The organism is Cellulomonas sp. Root485, from assembly GCF_001426705.1.
Lineage (GTDB): Bacteria > Actinomycetota > Actinomycetes > Actinomycetales > Cellulomonadaceae > Cellulomonas.
The window spans coordinates 40,674-57,484 of record NZ_LMFC01000004.1; the positions used below are offsets into that span (position 1 = coordinate 40,674).

The 16,811-nt window shown below is 71.0% G+C and carries 17 protein-coding genes; all 17 read left to right on the forward strand.

Annotation, left to right across the window (positions count from 1 at the left end; translation table 11 throughout):
- The first annotated feature begins 180 nt into the window (after positions 1 to 180).
- The 17 genes from ASD16_RS17730 to ASD16_RS17810 all read left to right on the forward strand — a co-directional run bounded on the left by ASD16_RS17730 (position 181) and on the right by ASD16_RS17810 (position 16,808).
- Complete coding sequence (locus tag ASD16_RS17730) at positions 181 to 1,407, forward strand: CpaF family protein (RefSeq protein WP_055920823.1); 1,227 nt, start codon at positions 181 to 183, stop codon at positions 1,405 to 1,407.
- A complete protein-coding gene (locus ASD16_RS17735; RefSeq protein ID WP_055920826.1) occupies positions 1,407 to 2,270 on the forward strand; it encodes a type II secretion system F family protein in 864 nt (287 codons plus the stop codon). The genes ASD16_RS17730 and ASD16_RS17735 overlap by 1 nt, the downstream gene beginning before the upstream one ends.
- An 8-nt stretch (positions 2,271 to 2,278) precedes the next feature.
- Positions 2,279 to 3,199 carry a type II secretion system F family protein gene (locus ASD16_RS17740; protein WP_369818001.1) on the forward strand — a complete coding sequence of 307 codons (921 nt, stop codon included), beginning with the start codon at positions 2,279 to 2,281 and terminating at the stop codon, positions 3,197 to 3,199.
- A 135-nt stretch (positions 3,200 to 3,334) separates the two neighbouring features.
- Positions 3,335 to 3,529, forward strand: coding sequence for a hypothetical protein (locus ASD16_RS22305; RefSeq protein ID WP_055921664.1), 195 nt, complete (start codon positions 3,335 to 3,337; stop codon positions 3,527 to 3,529).
- A gap of 56 nt (positions 3,530 to 3,585) precedes the next feature.
- Positions 3,586 to 3,900: a pilus assembly protein gene (locus ASD16_RS22310; RefSeq protein ID WP_369817996.1), complete on the forward strand. Its 315-nt coding sequence runs from the start codon at positions 3,586 to 3,588 to the stop codon at positions 3,898 to 3,900.
- Positions 3,897 to 4,364 (forward strand): hypothetical protein, encoded by a 468-nt coding sequence (locus tag ASD16_RS17755; RefSeq protein ID WP_055920832.1) that lies wholly within the window; start codon positions 3,897 to 3,899, stop codon positions 4,362 to 4,364. Before ASD16_RS22310 ends, ASD16_RS17755 begins: the two co-directional genes overlap by 4 nt.
- Positions 4,357 to 4,845: a pilus assembly protein TadG-related protein gene (locus ASD16_RS17760; RefSeq protein WP_235523394.1), complete on the forward strand. Its 489-nt coding sequence runs from the start codon at positions 4,357 to 4,359 to the stop codon at positions 4,843 to 4,845. Before ASD16_RS17755 ends, ASD16_RS17760 begins: the two co-directional genes overlap by 8 nt.
- Positions 4,846 to 4,908: 63 nt before the next feature.
- Positions 4,909 to 6,024 carry a peptide chain release factor 2 gene (gene prfB, locus ASD16_RS17765; protein WP_055920835.1) on the forward strand — a complete coding sequence of 372 codons (1,116 nt, stop codon included), beginning with the start codon at positions 4,909 to 4,911 and terminating at the stop codon, positions 6,022 to 6,024.
- Positions 6,025 to 6,757: 733 nt separating this feature from the next.
- Positions 6,758 to 7,738, forward strand: a complete 981-nt coding sequence (locus tag ASD16_RS17770; protein WP_235523396.1) for a sugar ABC transporter substrate-binding protein — start codon at positions 6,758 to 6,760, stop codon at positions 7,736 to 7,738.
- A 197-nt stretch (positions 7,739 to 7,935) separates the two neighbouring features.
- Positions 7,936 to 8,817, forward strand: a complete 882-nt coding sequence (locus tag ASD16_RS17775; protein ID WP_200942997.1) for an ATP-binding cassette domain-containing protein — start codon at positions 7,936 to 7,938, stop codon at positions 8,815 to 8,817.
- Positions 8,814 to 10,100 carry a sugar ABC transporter permease gene (locus tag ASD16_RS17780; protein ID WP_055920840.1) on the forward strand — a complete coding sequence of 429 codons (1,287 nt, stop codon included), beginning with the start codon at positions 8,814 to 8,816 and terminating at the stop codon, positions 10,098 to 10,100. Before ASD16_RS17775 ends, ASD16_RS17780 begins: the two co-directional genes overlap by 4 nt.
- Before the next feature lie 21 nt (positions 10,101 to 10,121).
- Complete coding sequence (locus ASD16_RS17785; protein WP_055920843.1) at positions 10,122 to 11,366, forward strand: ROK family transcriptional regulator; 1,245 nt, start codon at positions 10,122 to 10,124, stop codon at positions 11,364 to 11,366.
- Between the two features lie 149 nt (positions 11,367 to 11,515).
- The gene (gene ftsE, locus ASD16_RS17790; protein ID WP_055920845.1) at positions 11,516 to 12,205 is read left to right on the forward strand and encodes a cell division ATP-binding protein FtsE; all 690 of its coding nucleotides are present in this window, start codon (positions 11,516 to 11,518) and stop codon (positions 12,203 to 12,205) included.
- Positions 12,205 to 13,119 (forward strand): permease-like cell division protein FtsX, encoded by a 915-nt coding sequence (gene ftsX, locus ASD16_RS17795; RefSeq protein WP_055920846.1) that lies wholly within the window; start codon positions 12,205 to 12,207, stop codon positions 13,117 to 13,119. The genes ftsE and ftsX overlap by 1 nt, the downstream gene beginning before the upstream one ends.
- Before the next feature lie 3 nt (positions 13,120 to 13,122).
- Entirely contained in the window at positions 13,123 to 14,418 is a 1,296-nt protein-coding gene (locus tag ASD16_RS17800) for a M23 family metallopeptidase (RefSeq protein ID WP_055920849.1), read from the forward strand.
- 69 nt (positions 14,419 to 14,487) lie between these two features.
- Positions 14,488 to 14,958 (forward strand): SsrA-binding protein SmpB, encoded by a 471-nt coding sequence (gene smpB, locus ASD16_RS17805; RefSeq protein WP_055921678.1) that lies wholly within the window; start codon positions 14,488 to 14,490, stop codon positions 14,956 to 14,958.
- On the forward strand, positions 14,955 to 16,808 hold the full coding sequence (locus ASD16_RS17810; protein ID WP_235523398.1) for a DUF2207 domain-containing protein: 1,854 nt from the start codon (positions 14,955 to 14,957) through the stop codon (positions 16,806 to 16,808). The genes smpB and ASD16_RS17810 overlap by 4 nt, the downstream gene beginning before the upstream one ends.
- Positions 16,809 to 16,811: the final 3 nt, after the last annotated feature.

Consider the following 16,811-nt stretch of genomic DNA (forward strand, 5'->3'; position numbering starts at 1 on the left):
CTCTGCTCGATGTCGCTCGACAAAGTCTCGCAAGGCGGGGTGCGCCGGGCGTGGGCCCTACGTCCTGTCTGTGGACAGCGGGCTGTGCCACCCCCGCGATGTCCCCTAGGGTTCCGGCCAGTGCAACCCGGACATGACGGATGAACCGGGCATCTGTGACACCCATCGAGGAGGAGCACCGTGGATGGTGTGGCGATCCTCGAGACCGAGGTCCGTGAGCTGATCCGGCGGCGAGGGCTCGACCCCGCCCGGGACCGTCCCGGCATCGTCGCGCTCGTGACGGACGCGATCGCCGACTACGACGAGCGGTCCGTCGTCGGTGCGGTCCCGCCGCTGGTGGACGCCGTGGCGGCGCACAAGTCGGTGGTCGACGCGGTGGCCGGGCTGGGTCCCCTGCAGAAGTACCTCGACGACCCGGAGGTCGAGGAGATCTGGATCAACTCGCCGACGCAGGTGTTCGTCGCGCGGCGCGGTGAGGCCGAGCTCACGACGACGATCCTCACGGACGCCTCGGTCCGCGACCTCGTCGAGAAGATGTTGAAGGTGTCCGGGCGCCGGCTCGACCTGTCCAGCCCGTTCGTGGACGCCAGCCTCCCGGGCGGGGAACGGCTGCACGCGGTGATCCCGGACGTGACGCGGCGGCACTGGTCGGTGAACATCCGCAAGTACGTCGTGCGGGCGACGACGCTCGACGAGCTCGTCGGCCTCGGCTCCGTGACGCCGCACGCTGCCGCGTTCCTGCAGGCGGCCGTCCGGGCAGGGCTCAACGTGCTGGTCTCCGGCGGGACCCAGGCGGGCAAGACGACGCTGCTGAACGCCCTGGCCGGCGCCATCCCGGCGCGGGAGCGGGTGATCACGTGCGAGGAGGTCTTCGAGCTGCGGCTCGTCGCGCGGGACTGGGTGGCGATGCAGTGCCGGCAGCCCAGCCTGGAGGGCACCGGGGAGATCCCGTTGCGCCGGCTGGTGAAGGAGGCCCTGCGCATGCGGCCCAACCGGCTGCTCGTCGGGGAGGTGCGGGAGGCTGAGGCGCTCGACCTGCTCATCGCGCTGAACGCGGGAGTGCCGGCGATGTGCACCATCCACGCGAACTCGGCACGCGAGGCGCTGACCAAGCTCTGCACGCTGCCGCTGCTCGCCGGGGAGAACGTGTCGGACCGGTTCGTGGTCCCCACCGTCGCGTCGGCCGTCGACCTCGTCGTGCACCTCGACCTGGACTCCGCCGGACGTCGCGTGGTCCGGGAGATCGTCGCCGTCCCCGGCCGGGTGGAGCAGGGGATCGTGGAGACCGCCGATGTCTTTCATGCCCGCGACGGCCACCTGGTCCGCGCCGACGGCTACCCGCCGCACCCGGAGCGGTTCGCCCGCACGGGGATCGACCTGGCCGCTCTGCTGCGAGGGCGGGGCTGATGGGGGTCGTCGTCGGGCTGCTGCTCGGGGCGGGGGTCGCGTGCATCTGGTGGTCGTTCTGGGCCGCGCCGGCGGGAGCGGCCTCGACGCGCGCCGCAGGGTGGCATGCCCGGACGCAGGACGCGCTGGTCCAGGCCGGTGTGGCCGGTGTGACGCCCGGAGGGCTCGTCGCGACGAGCGTGATGCTCGGGCTGGTGGTCCTGCTCCTGGGTACGGTGGTCACCCGGATCCCGTCCATCGCGCTGTGCTTCGCCCTGTTCGCCGCGATGGCGCCGTGGGCGGTCGTGCGAGGACGTGCCCGGCGAAGGCGCGCTCGGCTGCGCCAGCTCTGGCCCGAGGTCGTCGATCATCTGGGATCAGGGATCCGCGCGGGGCTGGCACTGCCGGAGGCTGTGGCCCAGATCGGGGAACGCGGACCCGTCGAGCTGCGCGAGGCGTTCACGGCGTTCGCCGAGGACTACCGGGCGACCGGACGCTTCAGCGACAGCCTCGACGCGCTCAAGGCCCGGCTCGCGGATCCCGTCGCGGATCGGATCGTGGAGGCGCTGCGCCTGACCCGTGACGTCGGCGGCACCGACCTCGGACGGCTCCTGCGCACGCTGTCGACGTTCCTGCGCGAGGACGTCCGCACCCGCGGCGAGCTGGAGGCTCGGCAGAGCTGGACCGTGTACGCGGCGCGGCTCGCGGTCGCCGCCCCGTGGGTCGTCCTGGCCCTGCTGGCCACCCGCTCGGAGGCCGCCGCCGCGTACGACACCCCTGCCGGGTTCGCCGTCCTCGCCGTCGGCGGCGCGTGCACGATCGTCGCCTACCTCGTCATGCTGCGGATCGCGCGGCTCCCCGACGACCCGCGGGTGCTGCGGTGAGCCCGGGCATGATCGGTGCGCTCGTGGGTCTGCTCGGTGGGCTCGGGCTGACGATCGTCGTGCTCCGGCTGCGGTCCCGCCGGATCAGCCTCGACCAGAGACTCGCCCCGTACCTGCGGCCCCAGGCCACCGCGTCGGGGCTCCTGCGGGCGCCCAGCGTGCGCGGACCGTTCGTCACGGTCGAGCGGCTGGTCGCCCCGGTGATGACCGACGCCGTCCGCCTGGTGACGCGCCTCGGCTCACCCACCGCTGACCTGCGACGCCGGCTGAGCCGGGCGGGACGCACCGAGACCGTCGAGCAGTTCCGCGCCGGGCAGGTGGTCTGGGGAGTGCTCGGGCTGGCCGCAGGGCTCGCCCTCGCGCTGCTGCTCGCCGCGACCCGCGGCGGGGCTGTGATCGCGCTCGTGGTGCTCGTCGCGATCTGCGGTCTGGTCGGTGTGCTCGCGCGCGACTGGACGTTGACGCGTGAGCTGCACGCCCGCGAGTCGCGGATGCTCACCGAGCTCCCGACGATCGCGGAGCTGCTCGCCCTCGCCGTCGGTGCAGGAGAAGGGGCGGTCGGCGCCCTGGAGCGCGTCGTGCGGTCGACGCACGGTGAGCTGACCGCGGAGCTGGCCCGGACCCTCTCGGACGCGCGTGCCGGGGCACCGCTGACCGTGGCGCTCGACAACCTGGCCGACCGGACGGGGCTGCCCGCGCTCGCGCGCTTCGCCGAGGGCGTCGCCGTGGCGGTCGAACGAGGCACACCGCTGGCCGACGTCCTGCGCGCGCAGGCGCAGGACGTGCGTGAGGAGGGCCGTCGCGCCCTCATGGAGACAGGTGGGCGCAAGGAGGTGCTGATGATGGTCCCGGTGGTGTTCCTGATCCTGCCGGTGACCGTCGTCTTCGCCGTCTTCCCCTCGATGGTGGTCCTGCGGGTCGGTCTGTGACCGACGCAGGAGTCGTGCATGGCGCCGCGATGGCGCCCGATGAAGGGAGTACCGATGACGGGCGGGACCGAGAGCCAGTCGGAGAGCACCGGGGGCCGGCCGACGTCGCGCACCGGGGCGGCGCTGTGGGGTTCGCTGGTGTGGGGGTCGACCGCGTGGAGCGGTGTGCGCCGACGCGTCGCGGGGCCCGAGCCCGAGCGCGGCGACGTGCCGGGCTGGGTGCTGGTGACCCTGATGACAGCAGGCCTGGTGACCGCGCTGTGGGTCATCGCCGGGGACGCCCTCGGCACGGTGTTCGAGGACGCGATCAACTCCGTCAAGGCACCCTGACGGGGGAGGCGGGGTCGGCGATCGTCGACTTCGCCCTCGTCGGCGGGCTGGTCACGGTGCTGTTCGTCGCCCTGCTGCAGCTGACGATCGTGCTGCACGTGCGGAACACGCTCGTCGACTCCGCGGGGGAGGGGGCCCGGTACGGCGCGCTGGCCGGGCACGAGCCCGCCGACGGGGCGCAGCGGTCGAGAGACCTCATCGCGCAGTCGTTGTCGTCGGCGTACGCGCAGGGGGTCACGTCCGGGCGGACCACGCTCGACGGGCTCGAGGTCGTGGAGGTCGAGGTGGAGGCGCCGCTGCCGCTGGTCGGTCTGGTCGGTCCGGCCGGCACGCTGACCGTCCGGGGGCACGCGCTGGTCGAGGAGCCGTGAGCCGGTGGTGGGCTCGACGCCGGGCGCGACCGACGGGCGACGAGGGCAGCTCGGTCATCGAGTTCCTGGGGCTCTCGATCGTCCTGCTCGTGCCGCTGGTCTACCTGGTGCTGACGCTCGGGCGTCTCGAGGCCGCGACGTTCGCCACGGAGGGCGCGGCACGGGAGGCGGCACGGACGTACGTCGCGGCCGACGGTGCCGACGAGGGTGCCGTGCGCGCGGTCGCCGCGGTCGGGATCGCGTTGCGGGACCAGGGTTTCGACGACGACCCCGCGACCGCCCTGACGCTCACCTGCTCGGCCGTGCCGTGCCTGGCACCCGGCAGTGACGTCTCCGCGCGGATCGAGGTCCGCGTGCCGCTGCCGTTCGTGCCGAGCTTCGTCCGCGACGTCATCCCCCTGGAAGTCCCGGTCAGCGTCGAGCGTGTCGCGCCGGTCGACACCTACCGGACGACCGATGAGTAGAGCCAACCGGGCCGAGCCGCGCCCGGCCGCGGGCGGCGAGGAGGGGCAGGTGATGATCCTGACCCTGGGCTTCGTGATCGTCGCACTGCTCCTGCTGAGCGTCGTCGTGTCCGCCGCGGGGGTGCACCTGGAGCGCAAGCGCCTGCTCGCGCTCGCGGACCTGCTCGCGCTCGAGGGAGCCGACGCGGTCGGCGACGACCGGTACTTCGTGCCGGGTGCCGGCCGCGAGACCCCGGGGACCGGCGGCGTCCCGCTCACCGACGCGGCCGTCCGCGCGTCCGTCGACGGTTACCTCCGAGACAACCCCGGTGCCGCCACCGCCTGGGACGAGTTCGCGGTGCTCGACGCGACGACGCCCGACGGGCAGTCCGCGCAGGTGCGCCTCGGTGCGGTGGTGCGGCCCGTGCTGATGAGCTGGGTGCTCGCGCCGTGGTCCGACGGGATCGCTCTGGAGGCCGAGTCGGTCGCGCGCGGGTCGTGACGCGAGCGCGGCGCTCGACCTGCGGGAGGATCGGGCAGCGCGGACCCGGTAGCCTGGACGGTTGTGGCCACCACTGACTTCCCCGTCGCGATCCGTGATCTGCGCACCACCTTGGGCACCATCCAGGCGGTGAGCGACCCGACCGCGCTCCAGGCGAAGGTCGCGCAGCTGTCGGAGCAGGCCTCGGCCCCCGACCTGTGGGACGACCCGGACGCCGCGCAGAAGATCACGAGCGCGCTGTCGTCGACGCAGGCCGAGCTGGACCGGATGAGCAAGCTCGACGGGCGGATCGACGACCTGGAGACCCTCGTCGAGATGGCTCTCGAGGAGAACGACGAGGACACCCTGGCCGAGGCCGAGGCCGACCTGCTGAAGATCAAGAAGGACCTGGGCGAGCTCGAGGTCCGCACGCTGCTGTCGGGGGAGTACGACCAGCGCGAGGCCGTCGTCACCATCCGCTCCGGCGCCGGTGGCGTGGACGCGGCGGACTTCGCCGAGATGCTGCTGCGCATGTATCTGCGCTGGGCGGAGCGGCACGGGTACCCGACCACGGTGCTCGACACCTCCTACGCGGAGGAGGCCGGGCTGAAGTCGGCGACGTTCGAGGTCAAGGTGCCGTACGCGTTCGGCAACCTGTCCGTCGAGGCCGGCACGCACCGCCTGGTCCGCATCTCGCCGTTCGACAACCAGGGCCGACGCCAGACCAGCTTCGCGGCCGTCGAGGTGATCCCGCTGATCGAGTCGAACGACTCCATCGACATCCCCGAGTCCGAGATCAAGGTCGACGTCTTCCGCTCGTCGGGCCCCGGCGGCCAGTCGGTCAACACCACCGACTCCGCCGTGCGCATGACGCACATCCCGACCGGCATCGTGGTGTCCATGCAGAACGAGAAGTCGCAGATCCAGAACCGCGCGGCCGCGCTCCGCGTGCTGCAGTCCCGCCTGCTCCTGGTCCGCAAGGCCGAGGACGACGCCAAGAAGAAGGCGCTCGCCGGGGACGTGAAGGCCAGCTGGGGCGACCAGATGCGCTCGTACGTCCTGCAGCCGTACCAGATGGTCAAGGACCTGCGGACCGAGCACGAGGTGGGCAACCCGGCCGCGGTGTTCGACGGTGACATCGACGACTTCATCGAGGCGGGCATCCGCTGGCGCCGCTCGGCGGAGAACGCGGCCGGCTGACCCGGCGCCCGAAGGCCCGGCATCCGTCGCGATGCCGGGCCTTCGTCCCACCATCGCGGAACCCCGGCTCACCAAGAGGCCGCTGACGTCCGCACATCCGGTCGTCCCGACAACCGATCGTGCGGACGTCCCCACGGTGGGGCGCTGACGTCCGCACATCCGGTCGTCCCGGCAGCCGATCGTGCGGACGTCCCCACGGTCGGGCGCTGACGTCCGCACATTCGGTCGTCCAGACAACCGATTGTGCGGACGTCCCGTCCGGGAATTCGGTCGTTCCGACAACCGATCGTGCGGACGTCCCGGGTGGTCGGGCGCTGGATGTCGGCGACCGGTGGTCGGTCCGACGGCTCGACCCCGGGTGTCACGGGAGGGTCAGGCTTTGTTGCCGGGGGGAACATGGTTAGTCCAGGTGGGCGAATCGGACACCCCAGAAAGCGCTTGCTCCGCCCCCAAGGTCACGGTTTGACCACGGAAAGCGGTTCTGACCTTGTGACACATCCCGCCCAGCCATATGTTGTCGCCCGCAACATAGTCCGAGCGCCCGAGCGCCGGGTGGAGACGAGCGCAACGGGGCGTCGTCCAGAGAGGGAGCACGATGCGACGAAGCATGATCCTGGCGACGGCGGCCGTTATGGCCTCCGGCTTGCTGCTGACCGGTTGTAGCAGCAACGACACGCCCAGTGGGACGGACACGGAGAGCGGAGACGGTGGAGGTGTCACGCCCAAGGTCGGCGTGATCCTGCCCGACACCAAGTCCTCGGCCCGGTGGGAGACCGCCGACGCCAAGTACCTGAAGGAGGCCTTCGAGGCCGCGGGCGTCGACTACGACATCCAGAACGCGCAGGGTGACAAGACGCAGTTCCAGACGATCGCGGACCAGATGATCACGAGCGGCGTCAACGTCCTCATGATCGTCAACCTGGACTCCGGGTCCGGCAAGGCGGTGCTGCAGAAGGCTCAGGCCCAGGGCATCGCGACGATCGACTACGACCGGCTCACGCTCGGCGGCGGCGCGGACTTCTACGTGTCGTTCGACAACACCAAGGTCGGCCAGCTCCAGGGCGAGGGCCTGCAGAAGTGCCTCGACGACGCCGGCAAGACGACGGCGAACATCGCGATGCTCAACGGCTCGCCGACGGACAACAACGCCACGCTGTTCAAGGCGGGTGCCGTTGCCGCGCTGCAGGAGAAGACGACGAGCGGCGAGTACACCGTGGTCGCGGACCAGGCCGTGCCCGACTGGGACAACCAGCAGGCCGGCACGATCTTCGAGCAGATGTACACCGAGAACGCCGGCAAGATCGACGGCGTCCTGGCAGCCAACGACGGTCTCGGCAACGCCGCGATCGCCATCCTGAAGAAGAACGGCGTGAACGGCACCGTCCCGGTGACCGGTCAGGACGCGACGGACCAGGGCCTGCAGAACATCCTCGCGGGCGACCAGTGCATGACCGTCTACAAGGCCGTCAAGAAGGAGGCCGACGCCGCTGCGGCGCTGGCCATCGCGGCCGCCAAGGGTGAGGACACCGCTGACCTGGCCACGGGCGAGGTCGAGGACACCGAGTCCGGCGGGATGGTCGCGGCCGTCCTGCTCGACCCGCAGGCGATCTACTTCGACAACGTCAAGGACGTCATCGCCGACGGGTACACCACGAAGGACGCAGTCTGCACGGCCGACTACGCGGACAAGTGCGCCGAGGCCGGCATCTCCTGACGCATGACACCGCCGGTGGTCGACAGGCCACCGGCGGTGACCAGGCTGGGGCCGGTACGCGCGAGCGGCCGGCCCCGGCCTGGCGTCCGGGGAACGACACCGGACCTGCGACGACGACGTCGCCCGAAGAGTTGCCGACGAACCTGCACAGACCCGCGACGACGCGGGGTGAACCGACGGACCCCACGAGGTGGACGATGACACAAGCAGCGCATGCCGCACCCGACCTGGCCCCACCGCCGACCCTCGAGGTCCGGGGAGGGCGGAAGAACTTCGGCGCGGTGCACGCGCTGCGCGGCGTCGACCTGGTCGCCCGGGCCGGTGAGGTCACGGCTTTGGTCGGGGACAACGGCGCCGGCAAGTCGACCATGATCAAGTGCGTCGCGGGCATCTTCCCGTTCGACGCGGGCGAGGTGCTGTTCGAGGGCGAGATGACGCACATCAGCTCGCCGGCAGACGCCAACAACCTCGGCATCGAGGTCGTCTACCAGGACCTCGCGCTGTGCGACAACCTCGACATCGTCCACAACATGTTCCTCGGCCGCGAGCTCAAGAAGGGCATCCGGCTCGACGAGTCGGCGATGGAGACCCGCGCGGCGGAGGTCCTCGCGAGCCTGTCGGTGCGGACCGTCCGGTCGATCCGCCAGCACGTCGCCAGCCTGTCGGGCGGCCAGCGCCAGACCGTGGCCATCGCGCGCGCCGTGCTGTGGAACTCCAAGCTCGTCATCCTCGACGAGCCGACGGCGGCACTCGGCGTCGCGCAGACGGAGCAGGTGCTCCAGCTGGTCCGGAGGCTCGCCGACGCGGGCCTGGCGGTCGTCCTGGTCTCGCACAACATGAACGACGTCTTCGAGGTCGCGGACTCGATCAACGTGCTCTACCTGGGGCAGACGGCGGCGCAGGTCCGCACCAGGGACACCTCGCGCACCGAGATCATCGAGCTGATCACCAGCGGGTCCGCAGGCATGGCACCGGGTGCCGTCGCGCCGAAGATCTCGCCGGACGCACCGGAGCGTGCGACGAGCGCGACAGCGACGACGAGCGACGCGACGACCACGAACGGGAGCACCTCCGCATGAGCACGTCCACGGTTCCTCCGGCATCCTCGGCCTCCGCGTCGCCGTCCCTGCTGGCCGGCTCGGTCGAGCAGCCGACGTTCAGCGAGGCGGTCGGCAACTACGTCAGCAAGGTGCGTGGCGGCGACATGGGCTCGCTGCCGGCCATCCTCGCGCTGGCGGTCCTCACGCTCGTGTTCGTCATCCTCAAGCCGAACACGTTCCCCTCGACGCTGAACATCGCCAACCTGTTCCAGCAGGGCGCTGTCGTCGTGACCATCGCCATGGGCCTCGTCTTCGTCCTGCTGCTGGGCGAGATCGACCTGTCGGCCGGCTTCGCGTCGGGGGTCTGCGGCGCCGTCCTGGCGACCGGCCTGACCGTCTACCACTGGTCCTGGTACGTGGCGCTGATCGCGGCGCTCTCCACCGGCATCGTCATCGGCCTGCTCATCGGCACGCTGGTCGCCCGCGTCGGCATCCCGTCGTTCGTCACGACGCTCGCCGCGTTCCTGGCGTTCCAAGGCGTCGTGCTGCTCATCATCGGTGCGGGCGGCAACATCTCGATCACCGACCCGGTGATCATCGCGCTGCAGAACAAGAACGTCCCGCCCCTGCTGGGCTGGGCCCTGGCGATCATCGCCGTGCTGGCGTACGCGGGCTCGAGCATCCTGACCTGGCGTCAGCGCCGGGCGCGCGGGCTGCTCGCCGCCCCGCTGGGACTCGTCGTGCTCAAGGTGGTGGCGCTCGGTGCGGTGGTCATCGCGATGGTCGCCATCCTCAACCAGGAGCGCAGCCTCAACCCGTTGCGGACGTCGATCATCGGGGTGCCGATCGTGGTGCCGCTCATCGTCGTGCTCGCCCTCGTGCTCGGGTTCGTGCTCACGCGGACGGCGTTCGGCCGGCACATCTACGCGGTCGGCGGCAACGCCGAGGCCACGCGTCGCGCGGGTATCAACGTCAAGGCCGTGAAGATGGCGTGCTTCATGATCTGCTCGTTCATGGCGGCCATCGCGGGTGTGCTGGCGGCGTCGCGTGCGACGTCGGTGGACCCGAACGCGGGCGGCTCGAACGTGCTGCTCTACGCCGTTGGCGCCGCGGTCATCGGTGGCACGTCGCTGTTCGGTGGCAAGGGCCGGATCATCGACGCCCTCATCGGTGGCGCCGTGATCGCGGTCATCGACAACGGCATGGCCCTGCTCGGGTACTCCTCGGGCATCAAGTACGTTGTCACCGGCACGGTGCTGGCGGCCGCTGCGGCCGTCGACGCGATCTCCCGTCGGCGCGCGAGAGCCACGGGACGCGGCTAGACGACCTGAGGGAGGCTGCTGGTGCGGCTCGGCGCTGGTCCGCCGGTCCGGCGCGCCGATGCGGCTGCGCAGGACGACGTGCGACGGGCCAACCTGTCGGCGGTCCTCCGCCTGCTGCACTTCCACGGGCCCGCCACGCGGTCGGACCTCGTCGCCTCCACAGGCTTCAACCGGTCGACGGTCGGGTCGCTCACCTCCGAGCTGGTCAAGCTCGGTCTCGTGCGTGAGCGACCCGGCGTCGTCTCCGGCAAGGGCCGGCCGTCGAACGTCGTGGAACCCGTCAGCACCAGCGTCCATGTGCTCGCGTTCGACGTGACGCCGTCGAGCGTGGGAGCGGCCCGCGTCGGCCTCGGCGGGTACATGCTGCAGGTCCGTCGCCGCCTGCACAGCGCGTCCCCGCACGACGTGCCGGCGGTCGTCGACCTGATCGCGACCCTCGCCCGGGAGATGCAGGCGAAGTCCGTCCCCGGGTCCGTGTGCCTGGGTCTCGTCGTGTCGGTGCCGGGCAGCGTGCGGCAGCCGGACGGGATGGTGCGGCGATCGCCCCCGCTGGGCTGGCACGAGGTGCCGTTCGCGGAGATGCTCAGTGAGGCCACCGGTCACGAGTACCCCGTCGCCGTCGGCAACGACGGGGACCTCGGGGTGGTCGCCGAGTACCTGCGCGGCGCCGCGCGCGGCAAGCAGGACGTTCTCTACGTCCGCGGTGAGGTCGGGGTCGGCGGGGGTGTCGTCGTCGACGGCGAGCTGCTCAAGGGCGCCGGCGGGTACGCGGGTGAGGTCGGGCACATCGTCGTGAAGCCCGGGGGCCGGGTGTGCTCGTGCGGGGCGCGTGGGTGCTGGGAGGCGGAGATCGGCGACGCCGCGATCATTCGCGCCGTCGGCCGGGACCCGCGCGAGTCCGACATCGAGGACGTGCTCAACGACGTCGCCGTCGGCAACCGCCGCAGCATCTCCGGGGTGCGCAAGACGGGGGAGTGGGTGGGGCTGGGGCTGGCCAGCCTGGTCAACCTGTTCAACCCGCGCGTGGTCGTCCTGGGCGGGACGCTCGGGGCGCTCTACCCGACGATGGAGCCGACGCTCGCCGCGTCCTACTCGCGGGCGCTCGGGCCGATCCGGGAGCAGGCGCTGCTGGTGCGTTCGGACCTGGGCTCCGACGCACAGCTCGTCGGCGCCGCCGAGGTGGCGTTCGCGGACGTGCTGGAGGACCCGGCGGGAACCCTCCTGGGGCGTGCGGACCAGGAGACAGAGCTGCTGTCGGGCACCTGACGACCCGACATTCTGCACCAAAGCAGACGTCCGCCCGTTCTCACAGGCAACAGTCGGCGTGTCACCACCGCCGGTGCACCGGGCCGCTGCCTACGCTCGTTGAGGCCAGCAGCAGTGCCCCGTCCCCGAACCTGGCCCCCGCGAGCATCGTGATCAGATTCGAGAACGTCACCAAGGTCTACGCGCGCGGCGCCCGACCGGCGCTGGACCGCGTGTCCCTGGATGTCGAGCGCGGCGAGTTCGTGTTCCTCGTCGGCGCCTCCGGCTCCGGCAAGTCCACGTTCCTGCGCCTCGTGCTGCGCGAGGAGCGGGCGTCGGCGGGCCGCGTGTTCGTCGCCGGCAAGGAGCTGGGCACCCTGTCGTCGTGGAAGGTGCCGACGCTGCGCCGCCACATCGGCGCCGTGTTCCAGGACTTCCGCCTGCTGCCCAACAAGACGGTGTTCGAGAACGTGGCGTTCGCGCTGCAGGTCATCGGCAAGCCGCGGCACCACATCCTCACCACGGTGCCGGACACGCTCGAGATGGTCGGCCTGGCCGGCAAGGAGAAGCGCCGTCCGCACGAGCTGTCCGGCGGCGAGCAGCAGCGTGTGGCCATCGCGCGCGCGTTCGTGAACCGCCCGAACATCCTGCTGTGCGACGAGCCCACGGGAAACCTGGACCCGACGACGTCCCTGGGGATCATGCGCCTGCTCGACCGGATCAACCGCACGGGCACCACCGTCGTCATGGCGACGCACGACGACGAGATCGTCGACCAGATGCGCAAGCGCGTCATCGAGCTGTCCACCGGCGCCCTGGTCCGTGACCAGTCGCGCGGTGTGTACGGATCGGACCGCTGATGCGTCTCCAGTTCATCCTGTCCGAGATCGGCCTGGGTCTTCGTCGCAACCTGTCGATGACCATCTCCGTCATCCTCGTGACCTTCGTGTCGCTCACCTTCGTCGGTGCCGCGGCCCTGCTGCAGACGCAGATCGGCAAGATGAAGGACGACTGGTACGACAAGGTCGAGGTCTCCGTCTTCCTCTGCCCGCAGAACTCGACCGCGCCGACGTGCGCGAGCGGTGAGGTCACCGACGACCAGAAGGCCGACATCCAGGCGGCGCTCGCGTCGCCCGAGGTGAAGCCGTACGTCGAGAAGGTCTACACGGAGACCAAGGAACAGGCGTACGACGCGTTCCAGAAGCAGTTCAAGGACCAGTTCTGGGCGTCGGCCGCGACGGTCGACGACATGAACTCCTCCTACCGCATCAAGCTCACGGACCCGGAGAAGTACTCGGTCGTCTCCGAGGTGATCTCCGGCCGGGCCGGCGTCGAGGAGGTCAAGGACCAGCAGCGGCTGTTCGACCGCCTCTTCTCGGTGCTGAACAACGCGACCCTGCTCGCCGGGGGACTCGCGGCGGTGATGCTGCTGGCAGCCGTCCTGCTGATCACGACGACCATCCGGCTGTCTGCCCTGAGCCGCAAGCGCGAGACCGGGATCATGCGCCTGGTCGGGGCGTCGACGGTGTTCATCCAGCTTCCGTTCATGCTCGAGGGCGCGATCGCCGCGACGATCGGCGCCCTGCTGGCGGTCGGCGGGCTCTGGGTGGGTGTCACGTACCTGGTCGACGACTGGCTGGGGGAGTCCGCGGGCTGGATCCCGTACGTGAGCACCGCCGACGTGCTCACCATCGCGCCCGCGCTCATCGCGGTCGCCATCCTGCTCGCGGGGATCTCCTCCCTGGTCACGCTCAGCCGGTACACGAAGGTCTGACCCGTGAACCGACTCCGCCTCTCCGCCGTCCTGGCCGTGCTGGCCCTGCTGATCACGGCGTTCGTCGCCGGCCCGGCCGCCGCCGACGGCATCGACGACCGCCGCAAGGCCGCCGAGGCGCAGAAGGAAGCGATCGCCAAGGCGCGCGAGCAGACCGAGGCGGCGATGGAGGGCGTCAGCGCCGAGATCCAGGCGCTCGCGGTGCAGCTGTCGGACACGCAGGCAAAGATCCCGGGCGCGCAGGCGACTCTCGACGCCGCGAAGGCCGCCCTGGAGAAGGCGCAGCGGGAGGCGGCGATCATCGCGGCCCGGCTGGTCGACGCCGAGGAGCAGCAGGCGACGATCACGACGACCATCGCGACGGACACCGAGCACGCGAAGCAGATGCGCGCCGCGATCGGGCAGATGGCCCGCGAGGCGTACAAGGGCGGTGGCGGGGTCTCCGGCGTCGACGTGATCCTCGACTCGCAGAGCACGGACGACTTCGTCCAGCGGTACGGCCTCATGGCCACCGCGCTGCGCACGCAGGCGCAGATCCTCGACGAGCTCAAGGCCGCGGAGTCGGCCAACCGCAACGCCGAGGCCCGGCTCACCGCTGTGAAGGACAAGATCGCCGAGCTCAAGGCGGCGGCCGACCAGAAGGTGGTCGAGGCCGACGCGGCGAAGGCGGCCGCGGCAGCCGCCAAGCAGGCGCTCGACAACCTGCTCGCGCAGCAGGTGGCGCAGCAGGCAGCCCTCGACGCGACCAAGGCGGCCCTCGAGGCGCAGCTCGCGCAGGCAGACGCCGAGGCCGCCCAGGTGCAGCGGGAGCTGGAGCAGGCGATCGCGGAGCAGCGCGCACGTGACGCCGCGGCCGGCCGTCCGCAGGGACCGCCCGGAGCGATCGGCGGCGGGCTGTTCGGCAACCCGACCAGCATCAGCCCGATGTACGTGACCTCCGAGTACGGCATGCGGATGCACCCGACGCTGCACTACGTGCGGCTGCACGCCGGCATCGACCTGCGGACCTACTGCAACACCCCGATCTACGCGGGGCGCTCCGGCACGGTCGCGTGGGCCAAGTCGCGGTTCGGGTTCGGCAACCAGGTGATGATCGACAGCGGGTTCGTCAACGGCAACGGCCTGTCCGCCAGCTACAACCACCTGACCAGCTTCGCGGTGAGCCAGGGTCAGCACGTGGAGCGGGGGCAGCTGATCGGGCGGTCCGGCAATACCGGGACGTCGGCGGCCTGCCACCTGCACTTCGAGGTCTACGTGAACGGCGCGACGACGGACCCGCGCCCGCTGCTGGGCCTCTGATTCCGCTGGCGCGCGGACGGTAGTCTCGACCCGCACTGTCTGATCACAAGGGAACGAGGTTTGACCACCGTGGCCAAGGACGTCGGGCGCAAGGTCGTCGCCTCGAACCGCAAGGCGCGGCACGACTACGTCATCGAGGACGTGTTCGAGGCCGGCATGGTGCTCAGCGGCACCGAGGTCAAGGCGCTGCGCATGGGCCGCGCGTCGCTGGTCGACGGCTGGTGCGAGGTGACCAACCACGAGCTGTGGCTCGAGGGCGTGCACATCCCCGAGTACTCGCAGGGCACGTGGACCAACCATGCGCCGCGTCGCAAGCGCAAGCTGCTGCTGCACCGCCAGGAGATCGACCGCCTGGAGTCCCGCACGCGGGAGAAGGGGCAGACGATCATCCCGCTGTCCCTGTACTTCCTCGACGGGCGCGCCAAGGTGGAGATCGCACTGGCCCGGGGCAAGCGCGAGTGGGACAAGCGGCAGGCGCTGCGCGAGAGGCAGGACAACTTGGAGGCCACCCGCGCCATCCGCGAGAAGCGCGACCTGTGAGGGCTTTCCGCGCGCTCCTTCTGGCGTTGGGGCTCGTCGTCGCGCTGACTGCCGCTGCCGTTCCCGACCAGACCAGTGGTCAGGAGATCACGCGGTACGACGTCACGGCCTCGCTCGAGGCGGACGGCGTCATGCGCGTCACGCTCGACTTCGACTTCGACTTCGGCGACGACCCCGGGCACGGTCCGTATCTGACCTTGCCGACGAGGGTGTCGTACGACGATTCCTTGGATCGAGCGTTCCGCTACACGGACATCTCCGCCTCGTCGTCCACGGGCGCTCCCGCCCACGTGAACCAGGAGTCCACCGACAGCGCGCTCATCCTGCGCATCGGCGACGAGGACATCGACGACGTGTCCGGCGTGCAGACGTACCGGATCGAGTACACGGCCGACGGCCTCCTGAACCCCGCGAACGCGCAGCACTCCGGCGACGAGCTGTACTGGAACGTCATCGGCGCCGGCTGGGAGATCCCCCTCGGCGACATCACCGTCGCCGTCACCGGTCCCGCAGCCGTCGAGGGCGCCGTGTGCTTCGCCGGACCGTACGGCTCGACCACGCCCTGCACGTCCGCGACCTTCACCGGCGCGTCCTCGTCGTTCACGCAGGACCTCGTCCCCGTCGGCTCGCAGCTCTCGACGGTCACCGGCTGGCCCGCGGGGACGTTCCCCGGCGTCGAGCCGATCCTCGTCGACAAGCCCGACCCCCTGGCCCCCGTCCGACCCGTCTCCGTGTTCGGCGTCCTCGGCCTGCTCGTGCTGGTCGGCGGCGGGATCTTCGCGTTCGTCCGGATGCGCCGCGTCGGCCGCGACAAGGCCTACCTCGGCCTGACCCCCGGCCTGCGCCCGGCCGACAACCAGCCCGGCGGTGCCATGGTCGGATTCCGCGACAAGCGCGGCGCCGTCTCCGTGCAGTTCCAGCCGCCCGAGGGTGTGCGGCCGGGGGAGGTAGGCACGCTCGTCGACGAGAAGGCCGACCCCGTCGACGTCACCGCGACCCTGGTCGACCTCGCCGTGCGTGGCTGGCTGCGCATCGAGGAGGTGCCGCGGTCCAACCCGAAGAAGAAGGCCAAGGACTGGACCCTGGTGCAGCTGAAGAACAAGGACGGCTCGCTGCTGCCCTACGAGGACGAGCTGCTCGCCTCGATCTTCGCGTCGTCGACCACGGTCAAGCTCTCCGACCTGAAGACCACGTTCGCTGCCTCCATGGCCAAGGTCCAGGACGGCCTCTACGACCACGTGACCGAGTCCGGGTGGTTCCGGGCCAACCCGAAGTCGGTCCGCACCGCCTGGCACGCCACCGGCATCGTCCTCGTCGTGGTCGGCGCCATCCTGACGTTCTTCGCGTTCGCCGCCGGCGCGTCCGTCGCGGGCATCGCCCTGGTGCCCCTGGCCATCGCGGCTGTCGGCGTCGTCGTCACGATCCTCGGCAACGCCGCCCCCGCCCGCACCGCCGACGGCACCGCCGTGCTCGCGCAGTCCCTCGGGTTCCGCCGCTACCTGGCCACCGCCGAGGCGAACCAGCTGCGGTTCGAGGAGGGCGAGGACATCTTCAGCCGGTACCTGCCCTACGCGATCGTGTTCGGGCTCGCCGACCGGTGGGCGCGCGTGTTCGCGGAGCTCGCCGCGCAGGGACGTGCTTTCGAACAGCCCTCCTGGTACGTCGGCGGGTACTACCCCGGCGCCAACATCTACTGGGCGACCGCCTTCGCGTCGTCGCTCGACCGGTTTGCCGCGGTGGCCACCGAGTCGATCTCCGCACCCACGCCCGGGACCTCCGGCGGCTCCGGGTTCAGTGGGGGTGGGTTCTCCGGCGGGGGCGTCGGCGGCGGTGGTGGCGGGGGCTGGTAAGAC

Bases quoted from the DNA above. Each gene is read 5' to 3' on its own strand.
- ASD16_RS17735 (WP_055920826.1), top strand. From the start codon at position 1,407: ATGGGGGTCGTCGTCGGGCTGCTGCTCGGGGCGGGGGTCGCGTGCATC.
- ASD16_RS17740 (WP_369818001.1), top strand. From the start codon at position 2,279: ATGATCGGTGCGCTCGTGGGTCTGCTCGGTGGGCTCGGGCTGACGATC.
- ASD16_RS17760 (WP_235523394.1), top strand. From the start codon at position 4,357: ATGAGTAGAGCCAACCGGGCCGAGCCGCGCCCGGCCGCGGGCGGCGAG.
- ASD16_RS17775 (WP_200942997.1), top strand. From the start codon at position 7,936: ATGACACAAGCAGCGCATGCCGCACCCGACCTGGCCCCACCGCCGACC.
- ASD16_RS17780 (WP_055920840.1), top strand. From the start codon at position 8,814: ATGAGCACGTCCACGGTTCCTCCGGCATCCTCGGCCTCCGCGTCGCCG.
- ftsX (WP_055920846.1), top strand. From the start codon at position 12,205: ATGCGTCTCCAGTTCATCCTGTCCGAGATCGGCCTGGGTCTTCGTCGC.